11 protein-coding genes are annotated in these 12,945 nt (G+C 61.7%); 4 read left to right on the plus strand and 7 right to left on the minus strand.

Translation table 11 applies throughout. The features are described from left to right. Window positions 1-201: 201 nt before the first annotated feature. A complete protein-coding gene (locus tag OS914_RS02125) occupies window positions 202-1,497 on the plus strand; it encodes an MFS transporter (protein ID WP_267544421.1) in 1,296 nt (431 codons plus the stop codon). Between the two features lie 78 nt (window positions 1,498-1,575). Here OS914_RS02125 and OS914_RS02130 read toward each other — a convergent pair whose 3' ends face one another. Then, on the minus strand, window positions 1,576-2,358 hold the full coding sequence (locus OS914_RS02130) for a GntR family transcriptional regulator (RefSeq protein ID WP_267544422.1): 783 nt from the start codon (window positions 2,356-2,358) through the stop codon (window positions 1,576-1,578). Window positions 2,359-2,562: 204 nt separating this feature from the next. On the opposite strand from OS914_RS02130, the gene OS914_RS02135 reads away from it, so the two are divergent. Continuing rightward, window positions 2,563-2,853 carry an HPr family phosphocarrier protein gene (locus tag OS914_RS02135; protein WP_267544423.1) on the plus strand — a complete coding sequence of 97 codons (291 nt, stop codon included), beginning with the start codon at window positions 2,563-2,565 and terminating at the stop codon, window positions 2,851-2,853. 64 nt (window positions 2,854-2,917) lie between these two features. Here the strand turns inward: OS914_RS02135 and OS914_RS02140 are convergent, their stop codons facing one another. The 6 genes from OS914_RS02140 to OS914_RS02165 form a co-directional block, all read right to left on the minus strand. Next, entirely contained in the window at window positions 2,918-3,319 is a 402-nt protein-coding gene (locus OS914_RS02140) for a cytochrome c oxidase subunit 4 (protein ID WP_267544424.1), read from the minus strand. Further along, window positions 3,316-5,046 (minus strand): aa3-type cytochrome oxidase subunit I, encoded by a 1,731-nt coding sequence (gene ctaD / locus OS914_RS02145; protein ID WP_267544425.1) that lies wholly within the window; start codon window positions 5,044-5,046, stop codon window positions 3,316-3,318. The genes OS914_RS02140 and ctaD overlap by 4 nt, the downstream gene beginning before the upstream one ends. Before the next feature lie 11 nt (window positions 5,047-5,057). Further along, window positions 5,058-5,942, minus strand: a complete 885-nt coding sequence (gene ctaC / locus OS914_RS02150; RefSeq protein ID WP_267544426.1) for an aa3-type cytochrome oxidase subunit II — start codon at window positions 5,940-5,942, stop codon at window positions 5,058-5,060. Between the two features lie 222 nt (window positions 5,943-6,164). Then, window positions 6,165-6,557: a HesB/IscA family protein gene (locus OS914_RS02155; RefSeq protein ID WP_267544427.1), complete on the minus strand. Its 393-nt coding sequence runs from the start codon at window positions 6,555-6,557 to the stop codon at window positions 6,165-6,167. A gap of 121 nt (window positions 6,558-6,678) precedes the next feature. Further along, the gene (locus OS914_RS02160) at window positions 6,679-8,154 is read right to left on the minus strand and encodes a dipeptidase (protein ID WP_267544428.1); all 1,476 of its coding nucleotides are present in this window, start codon (window positions 8,152-8,154) and stop codon (window positions 6,679-6,681) included. Between the two features lie 98 nt (window positions 8,155-8,252). Next, window positions 8,253-10,895, minus strand: a complete 2,643-nt coding sequence (locus OS914_RS02165; protein WP_267544429.1) for an HNH endonuclease signature motif containing protein — start codon at window positions 10,893-10,895, stop codon at window positions 8,253-8,255. 351 nt (window positions 10,896-11,246) lie between these two features. Between OS914_RS02165 and OS914_RS02170 the strand changes: the two genes are divergently transcribed. Both OS914_RS02170 and OS914_RS02175 read left to right on the plus strand, forming a co-directional pair. After that, window positions 11,247-11,852 (plus strand): DUF3043 domain-containing protein, encoded by a 606-nt coding sequence (locus OS914_RS02170; protein ID WP_267544430.1) that lies wholly within the window; start codon window positions 11,247-11,249, stop codon window positions 11,850-11,852. Between the two features lie 87 nt (window positions 11,853-11,939). Continuing rightward, window positions 11,940-12,944 (plus strand): aldo/keto reductase family protein, encoded by a 1,005-nt coding sequence (locus tag OS914_RS02175; protein ID WP_267544431.1) that lies wholly within the window; start codon window positions 11,940-11,942, stop codon window positions 12,942-12,944. The last annotated feature ends 1 nt before the right edge of the window (window position 12,945 follow it).

A 12,945-nucleotide genomic window follows, 5' to 3' on the forward strand; every position in this document is an offset into this window, starting at 1 on the left:
TTCATGGTAAGCGGGACGGGACGAGAATCTGTTCTTAATTATTATACCCCAGGGGGTATCAAGAAAGACCAATCCTAGGCACGTGCCCAATACGCAGCGATCTACCGTTTCCGCCACCCGGACTTGCCTGTTGATTGAGCGTAGGGCTTTAAGCAACCCGATGTCTTGCATACCCCTGAGGGTATCTGTAATACTGTCAGAATGCGTCCCGCTCCCCCGTCTGCAGGGCCACGATCCTCCGCGACCGTGACCGGTCATGCCATCGGCGTTCCTCAGCAGCGCAAGGTTGTCTCCGTCCTGGTAGGCGGCCAGATCTTCGGCGGCATCGGCATGGGCGCCACGTTGTCCTTGGGCTCACTGCTTGCGGCCGAGCTTTCCGGATCCCCGGCCTGGTCCGGCATGGCCGCCACCATGAGTACTCTTGGGGCGGCCATCGCTGCCGTGCCCTTGGCCCGTCTTGCGGTCGCCCGGGGGCGGCGGCTATCGCTGTCCACCGGTGCGCTCATCGCCGGAACCGGTGCCGTCATAGCCATTACTTCGGTATCTGCGTCGGTCTTTCCCCTGCTGCTGCTGGGTTTGATGCTGCTCGGGGCGGGATCCGCGGTCAACCTGCAGGCGAGGTTCGCCGCTACTGACCTTGCCCTTCCGGGCACCAGAGCGCGGGACCTTTCGATCGTTATTTGGTCCACGACCATCGGGGCGGTGCTGGGGCCCAACCTCTTTGGTCCTGGCGAAGCAATAGGCGCTTCCTTGGGCTTGCCGCCCCTGACGGGTGCCTTCGCCTTCTCTGTGGGTGCGCAACTGGCCGCGGCACTCGTCTACTTAACAGGGCTGAGACCGGACCCGCTGCTGGCGGCTATGTCGATGCGGGATCTAAGCGTCGAGGCGGCCCGTCCGCGCAGCGGGATGCTGATACTGCGCAAAAATCCGAGAGCGCGTTACGCAGTAGCCGTCGTAGCGCTTAGCCACGCAACCATGGTGGCACTGATGTCCATGACACCAGTGCATCTTCGTGAGCACGGAGCGACCCTGATAGTTGTGGGCTTCACGATCAGTCTGCACATTGCGGGGATGTACGCCCTTTCCCCCGTTTTCGGCTGGTTGGCAGATAAAGCCGGTCGGCTTCGGGTCGTACTACTGGGCCAGGCCATGCTTTTGGCTTCCCTCATAATCGCCGGTGTCGCTGCGGACACCCGCACCGGCGTCACGGTCAGCCTCATCCTGCTCGGACTTGGATGGTCGGCTTCGGTAGTGGCGGGGTCGGCCATGGTGGCGGAATCGGTGCATACTCAGGACCGTCCGGCCCTCCAGGGCGTCTCGGATTTGAGCATGAATGCTGCCGGTGCCCTCGGCGGGGCGTTGGCCGGCCCGGTCCTGGCCGCCGTCGGCTACTCAGGCCTCGGTTTCCTTGGAACGGCTCTGGTGGCGGTCGTCGTCCTCTGGACCGCACTGCACGCCCGCCGAGTTCTTGTGTCCGGACGGCCCGAACACAGCTAGGAGTGGGAATGATATTAGCAGGGCAGCCGTCGAAAGTTTAGGCGACCCCAGGTCTCCAGGGCGGTCAGAGCCGCCGTCCTATCCTCTGGCGGAATATGCCCTCCTGCTCCGTCCGCCGGGGCGCTGCAAAGGAACCCAGAGCTTGTAACGGTCCGCGCGGTAAAACGACACCGAGAAATCCACCATCGCCCTGGAGACGTAGGCATGGCGTTGCAGCTTGAGCAACGGATCCCCCACATCCACGTTGAGCAGCCGGGCAATCGACACGGAGGCCGCGGTAGCTTCGATGGTGTCCTCGCCCCACTCCATCACCAGCCCGTAGCGTTCACTGAGAACGTTGTAGAGGGACGACGGCGGCGGCTCGTCCAGGATTCCCGGCACCCGGTGGGCGGGAATGAAGTTTTCGTCCACACTCATAGGCTCCCCGTCAGCCAGCAGGAGCCGGCGAAAGCGGATCACTGGCTGGCCCTCGTCCAGCTGAAGTTCGCGTGCCACCAACGCCGTGGCCGCCACCTGCTCGAAGCTCAACACCCGGGCCGCCGGCACCATGCCACGGCGCTGCATCTCCTCGCTGTAGGATGTTAGCTTCACCTGCAGATCAAATTTAGGCCGAGTAACAAAGGTTCCCAAACCAACCACGCGGTCCAGTACTTCCTCATCCACCAGCGAGTCAATGGCCTGGCGGACAGTCATCCTGGCTAGGGAAAAGCGGGTAGCCAAATCACGTTCCGAGGGGAAGGCAGCACCCGGGGCTAGTGAGGTGCTGACAAACTTCCGGAGGATTTCCCGCAGCTGAACGTGGATAGCCGTCCCGGAACCCCGCACGATTTCGCCCGGGATGTCTAACGCAGAGCATGCCACGAGAGTCTCCTTCCTGTCGCCTGTGTGGTCCAGCCTAGAGTGCGGCTATGGTCTTTTACAGGACCATTTCTACATGTCTCCGGTTGACCCCACACACGTCTTATTATTGGTACGCCGCTCAGCCACGCACTTATCAGTAGATCATTTTTCAGCAGCGCACGGTTCAGCCCTGGATGGCCGGTTCCCGCACTACAAGGAGTACGAATGTATAACCGCACAGCAACAGTTTCCGCCGCCGTCGGCCTGCATGCCCGTCCGGCGGCCCAATTTGTCCGTGCCGTCACCCAGACCGGGCTCCCGGTGACCGTGGCCAAGCCAGGGCACCGAGCCGTGGACGCCAGGTCCCTGCTGGCCGTGATGACGGCCGATTTCACGCATGGATGCGAAGTGATCCTCAGCGTAGCCGATCCGAAATTGGATCCCGTGATCGTCCGCCGGGAGCTGGATACTCTCGCGGCACTGCTGTCCGACGATCTGGCCCACAGAGACGCTTAAGCACAAAGCGGGTCCCACCCGAAGGTGAGACCCGCTCTGGTACTGTGCGAGGATCGGCAACTGCCTAATGCGCGTGGTCTCCGCGGCTGTACTCGTAGACCCAGCCCACGAGCCCGATGACTGCAAGGCCAGCACCGATGTAGACGATCCAGAAGCCGACGGCCATGCCAAGAAAGGCTGCCGCACAGGCCGCGCCCAAAACCAAGGGCCACCAGCTCCAGGGGCTGAAGTGTCCCTGTTCGCCTGATCCTTCATGAATCTCGGCATCGGTGCGGTCCTCGGGGCGCATGCCGACCCGCTTGGCGGTAAACCGCAGGTAGGAACCGATCATGAATGCCAGTCCACCGACCAGGATGAGGGCCAAAAAGCCGACCGGCTCCTCCCACTTCACCAGGAACCCGTATACAACCCCGACAAGGACGAAGAAGTAACCTATTCCGCCGAACAGCCACGCTTCAATTCTCACTGGTTCGAATCCTTCTGATCGGCCGAGCCGAGCATTGCTGCCACGCGCCCGGGGGATGCGGATGTGTGCTGCTGGGCCAGTTCCGGGTGATGCAGGTCCAGGGCAGGACGCTCGGAACGGATCCTCGGCAGTGAAGTGAAGTTGTGCCGAGGAGGCGGGCAGGACGTTGCCCACTCCAGAGAAGCACCGAAGCCCCAGGGATCATCGACCTCGACGCGCTTGTTGCTGCGCCAGGTGATGTAAACGTTCCAGAAGAACGGAATCATCGAGGCTCCCAGAACGAACGAGGAGATAGTGGAGAACTGGTTCATCCAGGTGAAGTTGTCCTCCGGCATGTAGTCCGCGTACCGCCTGGGCATACCGAGCACACCGAGCCAGTGCTGAATCAGGAACGTTCCGTGGAAGCCGAGGAAAAGCATCCAGAAGTGGATCTTGCCCAAGCGCTCGTTGAGCATCTTCCCGGTCCACTTGGGCCACCAGAAGTAGAATCCGGCAAACATCGCGAACACCACGGTACCGAAAACGACGTAGTGGAAGTGCGCCACCACAAAGTATGTATCGGAGACATGGAAATCAAGCGGCGGAGAAGCCAGGATGATGCCGGTGAGCCCGCCGAAGAGGAATGTCACCAAGAAGCCAAGGCTCCATAGCATCGGCGTCTCGAACGTCAGTGATCCGCGCCAAAGTGTGCCGATCCAGTTGAAGAATTTCACACCGGTGGGGACTGCAATCAGCATTGTCATGAATGAGAAGAACGGCAGCAAGACTGAACCGGTCACGTACATATGGTGGGCCCACACCGTCACGGACAAGGCCGCAATGGAAATGGTCGCAAAGACGATGCCCTTATAGCCAAAGATCGGTTTACGGCTAAAGACGGGGAATATCTCCGAGACGATGCCGAAGAACGGCAGAGCGATGATGTAAACCTCAGGATGACCGAAGAACCAGAAGAGATGCTGCCAAAGCACTGCTCCACCGTTTTGCGGATCAAAGATATGGGCACCGAATCGTCGGTCCGCGCCGAGCGCAAACAGCGCGGCTGCCAGCGGCGGGAAGGCCATCAGGACGAGGATGGAGGTAATCAGCGCATTCCATGTGAAAATCGGCATCCGCCACATCGTCATGCCCGGGGCCCGCATGCAAATGATGGTGGTGATGAAGTTGACCGCACCGAGAATGGTTCCGAATCCGGCCAGAGCAAGGCCGAAGACCCATAGGTCCCCACCAACTCCCGGGCTGAAAGTGGTGTTTGACAACGGCGCGTAGGCAAACCAACCGAATGAAGCCGCGCCCTGCGGGGTAATGAATCCGGAGACTGTGATGATTCCGCCAAAAAGGAAGAACCAAAAGGCCAAAGCGTTCAGCCGAGGAAATGCAACATCGGGGGCACCGATCTGCAGCGGCATCATGACGTTCGTAAAGCCGGCAAACAGCGGCGTCGCGAATAGCAGGAGCATCACCGTACCGTGCATGGTGAACAGCTGGTTGTACTGCTCCTTGGTCTGCAGAATCTGCATCCCGGGCTCAAACAGCTCGGAACGGATCAGCAGAGCCATGACTCCGCCAAGGCAGAAGAAGATGAAGGAGGCGATCAGATACATGTACCCGATGGTCTTGTGGTCGGTGGTGGTAATCCAGTTGACCACGATTCGTCCCTTGGAAACTGGAACTACTCGAGGTGCCAATGTTGCGGCCTCGGTCGCGGAATATTCGTAGGTCGACATTTTCCGCCCCCTTACTTTGCGTTCAGATTCGGATTGCGGTCGTACTTACTATCCAGCGACCCGGTGTAACCGGCCGCCTTCAGGGAAGCCAGATGCTGCTGGAAGTCCTGCTCGGAGACGACCTTCACACGGAAGAGCATTTCGGAGTGGTACTCCCCGCAGAGCTCTGCGCATTTGCCGTCATAGGTACCGATCGCCGTTGGCGTCAGTGTCAGGTAGTTCGTCTTTCCCGGAATGATATCGAGCTTGCGCAAGAATGCCGGTACCCAAAAGGAATGGATCACGTCGCGGGAATTCAGTTGCAGTTCCACCGATTTATTCACCGGAAGGTAAAGCGTAGGCAACGTGTTCTGATCAACAGGAGTGCCATCAAGGTGGATCTGCGTACCGCCCTCATAGACGCTGTCGGCAATGACGTTACCGGCGATGTCGGGCTTGGAGACGTAGTTGAAGTCCCAAGACCACTGCTTGCCGCGGACATCAATAGTGACGGCGGGTGCTGGATCCCGGGCGTCCAGGGATTTCTGGCTCGCGTCGGTGAAGTAGAAAAACACCATCACCATGAACAGCGGAATGACAACGTAAAAGATTTCCAAGGGCAGGTTATAGCTAATCTGCCGCGGGAAACCCACTGCGTTCTTCCGGCGGCGGTAGGCAATGATGCACCAGATCATCAGACCCCAGGTAATGACACCCACAATCATGACCGTGATCCACGAATTTACCCACAGATCGATGACCTGCCCGGTATGGTTCGTGACATTACGCTCCGACGGCAACCAGCCGTTTTTTGACTCCGGGGTACATCCAGACAAAGCCAACGCGCCAACAATGAGCAATCCTGTTATTGGAATGAACTTTGCACGTCGGCTGCCGGTACGGTCCTGCGAACTCACAGACGGCCCTCCCTCTTCTTACTGTTGCTCCAGACGGCGTCCGGCGGGAGCTAATCTTAGTTTTACTACTCGGTGTAGAGCTTACCGCCCGCACACAGGAAAATGTGCATATCAGCCGGTTTACGTGGCGTGGTTTCGTCAACGCTACCGAGTGCCGCCCTTTAGCCTAGTAGTTTTCGCCGTCGGTGTCCGTCAGCCTGGAGAAGTTGGGCCCGGAGGTCGTTAGTGGAAGGAATCTCCACAGGCACATGACCCGCCGGCGTTCGGATTATCGATCGTAAAGCCCTGCTTCGAGATGGTGTCCTCAAAGTCGATGCCAGCGCCGTCCAAATACGGCACACTCATTTTGTCGATCACCACTTCTACCCCATCAAAGTCGCGAACAGCGTCGCCTTCGAGCAGCCTTTCGTCAAAGTAGAGCTGGTAGATCAGTCCGGAGCAGCCACCGGGCTGCACGGCAACACGCAGGCGCAGGTCCGTGCGGCCTTCCTGCTCCAGCAGACTGCGGACTTTTCCGGCCGCGACATCGGTGAGATTGACGCCGTGGCTCTTTGGATCCTGGGCGGGGGCGGAGACCTCGGTGGTCGTGGTCTCTTCAGGGATGATGGTGCTCATGGCATTTCCTAACGTGGGTGACTATTACATGCTACGGCCGGCACCACACCGCCCGTAACTGCTAGAACCGAATTCTGGCCTGGTCTGTTCCCGCTATTGTGTCCTTCGCAGGGGCGCCTGTTCAGACTCCGTCTGCGTTCAGCGTGGCGAGCAGCAAAGCCTCAGCCAGGATTCCATGCTCAAAGTCACCCAAGTGCAGTGACTCGTTGGCGCTATGCGCTCTGGAGTCCGGGTCCTCCACGCCGGTAATCAGAATCTGGGCATCGGGAAACAATTCCTGCAGGTCCGGAATGAACGGTATCGAGCCTCCTATGCCTGCCTGCACCGGACTTACGCCCCACGACGCACCCATCGCCCATAGCGCCGACTGCGCGGCCGAGCCCCGGGTGTCCGCCGCAAAGGCCTGTCCCTGCTCGCCCGGAGTGAACGTCACCCTTGCGCCAAACGGGGCATGCACCTCCAGATGCTCGCGCACAGCCTGCATGGCCGCTTCCGTATCCTGCCCGGGCGCCAGTCGCAGGCTGAACTTGGCCCGTGCCGATGGCAGCAGTGTGTTGGAACTAAGCGCAACGGAGGGGACATCCATGCCAATAATCGACAAGGCCGGCTTAGTCCAGAGCCGGGAGGCGAGCGAACCGGTTCCGGCCAGACGCACGCCGTCGAGCACGGAAGCATCGGCCCGGAAGGTGTCCTCAGGGTAGTCGACGTCAGTGTCGTCGACGGCGACGAGCCCCTTAATGGCGACCGAGCCATCGTCGTCGTGCAGGGTAGCAATCAGTCGTGCCAGCAGCGTGGGTGCATCCAGAACCGGGCCGCCAAACATCCCAGAGTGCACGGCGTGGTCCAGCACCCGCACCTCGATGGTCCCATCGACCAGCCCGCGCAGACTCGTAGTCAGCGATGGCGTCCCGACGGCCCAGTTACCGGAATCCGCCACAACGATTACATCGGCGGCGAGCTGATCCTGGTACGTCTGCAGGAAAGTCCGGAAAGTAGGCGAGCCGGCTTCCTCCTCCCCCTCGATAAAGAGGGTTACGCCAAGTCCGAAGTCAGCTCCCAGCACTTCCGTAACGGCCTGCAGAGCGCCAAGGTGAGTCAAAATTCCCGCTTTATCATCCGCGCTGCCTCGACCGAACAGCCGCCCGTCACGCTCGACGGCCGTGAACGGTTCCGTGTCCCAGAGACTGCCATCTCCCGGCGGCTGCACATCGTGATGGGCGTACAGCAGGATGGTCGGCTTGCCCGGTTGTGCAGGTCTCCGGGCAACGACGGCCGGACCGCCCGGGGTCCCGTCGGCCTTGTTGACCCGCAATATCCGTACATCCTCCAGATCCGAGGAGCGAATCAACTGGGCCACGGCCTCAGCGCTGCGTTCGAGTTCTGCGGGATCAAAGGCGTCCCAGGCAATGCCCGGAATGGCCACCAAATCGACCAATTTGCCTACCGTGTCGCGGAAGGTGCGGCTCACACTGTTACGAAGGGCTGCCACGTCCACCCCGGATCGTTCTTGCGCTAACTTTGCTGGTTCCGGCAGAGGGAAAGCGGACGACGCTGAATTGTCCGGGAGTTGGCGGGCGCCGTGAGAGTCTACATTCATGAGCGCCACCCTACCCGTGCGAGGCAGGGTGACCAACTGGCGTGGTTTCCGACAGACAACCGCCGACGCCTAGCCCGCAGAAGCTCGTGCCTTAACGCCTAGGAGCCGGTGATGATGGTGCGGGCGAAGTTTTGGGCGTCTTTGAGGTCGTCGTGGTAGGTGTTGCGGATCCAGGGATTCTCGGTGTACCCGGCCGCCGGCCCTCCGTCTGGGGTGGTGCCGGTCCTCGTATTGAGGCCCGTGTTGAGGCCGGTGGTGCGGTTGTAGCAGTGCAGGCCCGGGCGTTGACGGGCGTTGGGTCCGTACCGGAGGTAGGGGATCTTGTCGATCATGATCACTTCCAGGATCCCGGCATGGACCAGGGAATGACATCCCGGGCACAAAGCACACATGTTGGAGACGGCGGTAGGTCCGCCGCGGGAGTACCAGATGACATGGTGGATATCGCACCAGGACGCGGGCCGGTTACAGCCGGGCCGGACGCACCCACCGTCCCGGACGGACACGGCCCGGCGCTGCGCGGGGGTCGCGAGCCTGACCGCGGTCCCCAGATCCAGGAGAGCACCGTTGCTCCCCAGGACGGCCCGCTCGAACACCGCGTCACACACCAGCCGGGCCAGGGTACCGGGACTGATACTGCCCAAACCATCACACCAGGACGGCATCGGATCCAACGGCGTCAACCCACCGGCACCGACCAAACCGGCACCGGCCAAACCGTTTTCTGGGAGTACCTCCGGCTCCGGGTCTGGCTCCCAGCACCATGAAGACCCGGACCCGGGGCTGGAGGAATCGTTGGTGCTGCCCTCAGTGGTGGTGGTATCCCAGCCGACACTGCGGCTGTCCGGGCCGATCCCTCCCGGCCACCCATCACCGTCCGGTAGCACGGGTGGATCTGCCGGCGTCCGCGGCGCCGGCAGCTCCGCTGGCAGCCCCGGTCCGGCTGCCAACGCCAACGGTGCCGCTGATCCCCGTGGTACCGGTGATCCTGGTGGCGTTGATGGTGCTGGCGACGCTGGTGATACTGCTGGTAATAGAGGTGGTGGTGGTTGGTTCCACAGCGTTTGGCGGAGGATCGCGGCTTCCCGGTCCGGGAAGCTGCGGAGCTGGTCAAAGGTGGTCGTGATCGTCATCCGGGCCGGCCGCCTCCCCGGGCGGAGCCTGCCGGCTTTACTCGGACCGCAACGAGTACTCCTCCTCCCCGTCCCGGTTTCCTTGCCCGCACCTGCATCGGTGCCTATTCCGGCTCCGGCTCCAGTTTTTGTGCCGGTTCCTGTGCCCCTACCCGCACCCTTGCCGGTACCGGGGTCTGTGCTGTCATCTGTTGGTGTGAGGGAGAACAGGTCCTCGGCCTGGGCCGCGGCTGCTTCAGCCCCCGCCCGCGCATCCACCTCCGGATGCACCCACCCACCACTGCAACCACTGCCGCCAGCAAAACCGTCGTCACCGCACTCATCAGCGCTGCTGCCCTCCGTAGGACCGGTGCTGCCGCCCTCCTCTGCCCCACCGCTGCCAGTAGCCCCATCGCTGCTGCTGTCACCAGCCTTGTCCCTGTGATCCTGGTCGCTGTGATCCCTATCATGGGGGCTGTATGGGTGGGTGAGGTTGAGGTAAGCGCCTGCCGCACGGGCCATTTCGGTGAGCGCGTCCGCACGCCGCTGATCCGCGGTCCGCTGATCAACGGCGACCAGGTCCCCGTCGGGGGTCCGCTGATCCGGGTGCGGAGCCGACAACGGATCCAGGATCGCCATCAACTCCGCCCCCGCCACCGGGTCCAGCTGATACGAACCATGCACCATCCCCGTCACATCCACCCCCATCGTGAACTTACGACGCATCACCGACTCCGGATCATAATGATCCCCCGTATCGGCCCGGCAAAGCCGGATCACGTGCTCAGCGAACCGACGGAAATCATCACTACGCAGCGTCGGAGCCTGCCGGGCCAGATACTCCCCCATCCGCTCCGACGTCTCCTCAGTAATGATCCGGGCCGGGACCTTCTCCAACACCCGCACCCCCGTCCTCACATGCCCGGCCGTGATATCCCCGGCCGCCAACCGGGTACCCAGCAACGCCAACGGCCCGCCCCCCAACTCCACCTCACGCACCAAAAAACCGGTACCACCACCTGCACCGCCACTGCCGCTTCCACCGCCGGTGCCGGTGGCGGGGTTAGTGGTGTGAATCGCGCGGGCCGCTTCGACCTCGGCTTTCGCCCGCCCCGGTTCAATTCCCACCCCATGAACCAGGAACTCGCGCACGTTCTTCGTCCCGATCCCCGACAACGCCGCGGCCCCACACTGATCCGCTGCCGCGACACTGCGCAAATACACCGCATCCAACCGACGCCGGGTCCCCTCAGACACACCAATCACCGACAACCAAGCCTCCGGCGACACCGCCTGCGGATCCGTCCCCAACACCTCCGCCAACAACACATTCACCAGCTCCAACCGGGCCACCATCCCCGCCGACGTACCACCAACAGGAAAACCATCAACAGAACAAACGGGACACGCAGGAACAGCAGAACCCGCAGCAGCAGGAGCAGCACGAGCAGCAGGAGCAGCGGAAGCGGCCGGGTTCACTGAGCCGCTGCCCTCGGGCTGACCGGTCCCGGGAACAGGCCCGGGAACAGCGCCGGAGCCCAGGCCTGCGCGCTGGACCCGGCGCGGATACTTCGCCGTGATCGCGGCCAGCACCTGAGCCAGATTCTCCCGATCAATCTCCACGCCCACCCACCACCCCTGAACCCACAAACCTTGGCCGCGTATCTCCAGCACCCAAACCCGGCAACCTGCACCGGTAAAAACCGCAAAATCCTGCTGATCTCCAACTACTACAAGGCTACGAGCAGGCACTGACATCATTAGGACAAAAAGACCCCAAAACCGGCCCCTGTGGAAAAGAATTTTTGAAAAACTTTCGGAGGCATGGCAGGAACGTGTGTGGCCGAGAGGGTGTCATTGTCCGCATCTGACGGAAGGAGGCCGCGAATGCCAAAACAAGGGTCCACATATCCGGCTAGCCCCGGCGGGCGCTGAACAGGTCGGTCACCGCTCAGTCCCGAAGCAGAGTATCCTAGGGTGGTGTTTGGACGTAAGAATGATGCCCCCTCTGCCCAGTCTGTCGCCGACGATTTAGCTGCCCAGGCGGCAGCCCGTCAGGTTGACCCGAGGGCAGCCAAGGGTGTTCCCACCCCGACCCGCAGGGAGCAGGAGGCTGCGCGACAGCGCCCGCTGGTTCCGAACGACCGCGGGGCGGCTAAAGTAGCGCAGCGGGACGCGCGGCGTGAAGAGCAGGCGCGGATGCGACGCGCCATGGATACCGGGGAGGAGCGGTTCCTCCCGGTCCGGGACAAGGGTCCGCAGAAGCGCTTCGCCCGTGACTTCGTGGATTCGAGGTTCAGTTTAGGCGAGTACGTTATGTTCGCAGCTCTGGCCATTGTGATCTTGTCACTTGTGGTTCCGGTGACGGCGAATACACAAATCATCGTTTTCGGTATCTTCTGGCTGATGGTGGTGGCAGTCGTTATTGACTGCCTGATTCTCTCCCGCAAGCTCAAACGCCGGGTGCGGGAAAAGTTCGGCTCCCTTGATTCCGGCGTGGTCTGGTACGGCACCATGCGTTCCATGCAGTTCCGCAAGCTACGGCTGCCAAAGCCGATGATCAAGCGTGGCGCAGCTGTAAAGTAGCGGGCTGGGGCATCGCACGCTGCGCCCCAGGCTAGATCGTCGGGCTACGCCCCGGTAACTCCGGGCGAACGGGGCTAGGCTGGCGGGATGGATTACCGATACCTTGGCCGCTCAGGCCTGAAAATTACTGAGATCACCTACGGCAACTGGCTCACACATGGCTCCCAAGTTGAGAATGACGTCGCTGCCTCCTGTGTCCGGGCAGCGCTGGACGCCGGTATTACAACCTTTGACACGGCCGACGCCTACGCGAACGGCGCCGCGGAGGAAGTCCTCGGCGCAGCTCTGGCGGGCCAGCGCCGGGAGTCTTTGGAAGTATTCACCAAGGTCTACTGGCCGATAGGACCAAAGGGGCCTAACGACACCGGACTTTCCCGCAAGCACATTATGGAGGGGATCAACGGATCTCTGCGCCGGCTGGGGATGGACTACGTAGACCTGTACCAAGCCCACCGCTATGACCACGAAACGCCGCTGGAGGAGACTATCCAAGCCTTCGCCGACGTGGTGCGGCAGGGAAAAGCGCTGTATATTGGCGTTTCCGAGTGGTCGGCCCAGCAGTTGCGGGACGGCCAGGCGCTCGCGAAGGATGCCGGGTTTTCCCTTGTCTCTAACCAACCGCAGTACTCTGCTCTCTGGCGGGTCATTGAGGCAGAGGTAATTCCGGCATCCAAGGAATTGGGTATGTCTCAGGTCGTTTGGTCTCCCATGGCGCAAGGCGTCTTGTCCGGCAAGTATCTGCCCGGCAAGCCGGCTCCGGAGGGTTCCCGGGCGACGGATGAAAAAGGGGGCAAGGACACGATCAGCCGGTTCATGGACGACGACGTTCTGACGGGTGTGCAGAAGCTGCGGCCAATTGCCGATCAGCTGGGCCTGAAGATGTCGCAGCTCGCCGTTGCCTGGGTGCTGCAGAACCCGAACGTGGCCACCGCGTTGGTAGGAGCGTCCCGGCCGGAGCAGGTGGCCGAGAATGTCAAGGCCTCCGGGGTGAAAATCCCTGCGGAACTTATGGCGGACATCGATTCGGCCCTCGGCGGCAGCGTGGAGCGGGATCCCGCCAAGACGCAGAGCCCCGAAACCCGCGTGGCCTAGA

Origin of the sequence: Arthrobacter endolithicus (assembly GCF_026627425.1) — a bacterium.
GTDB lineage: Bacteria > Actinomycetota > Actinomycetes > Actinomycetales > Micrococcaceae > Arthrobacter_M.

What these genes read in the sequence shown, in the direction of transcription:
- OS914_RS02125 (WP_267544421.1), top strand. Translation starts at nt 202, where the DNA reads ATGCGTCCCGCTCCCCCGTCTGCAGGGCCACGATCCTCCGCGACCGTG.
- OS914_RS02135 (WP_267544423.1), top strand. Translation starts at nt 2,563, where the DNA reads ATGTATAACCGCACAGCAACAGTTTCCGCCGCCGTCGGCCTGCATGCC.
- ctaD (WP_267544425.1), bottom strand. Translation starts at nt 5,046, where the DNA reads ATGTCGACCTACGAATATTCCGCGACCGAGGCCGCAACATTGGCACCT.
- OS914_RS02155 (WP_267544427.1), bottom strand. Translation starts at nt 6,557, where the DNA reads ATGAGCACCATCATCCCTGAAGAGACCACGACCACCGAGGTCTCCGCC.
- OS914_RS02160 (WP_267544428.1), bottom strand. Translation starts at nt 8,154, where the DNA reads ATGAATGTAGACTCTCACGGCGCCCGCCAACTCCCGGACAATTCAGCG.
- OS914_RS02175 (WP_267544431.1), top strand. Translation starts at nt 11,940, where the DNA reads ATGGATTACCGATACCTTGGCCGCTCAGGCCTGAAAATTACTGAGATC.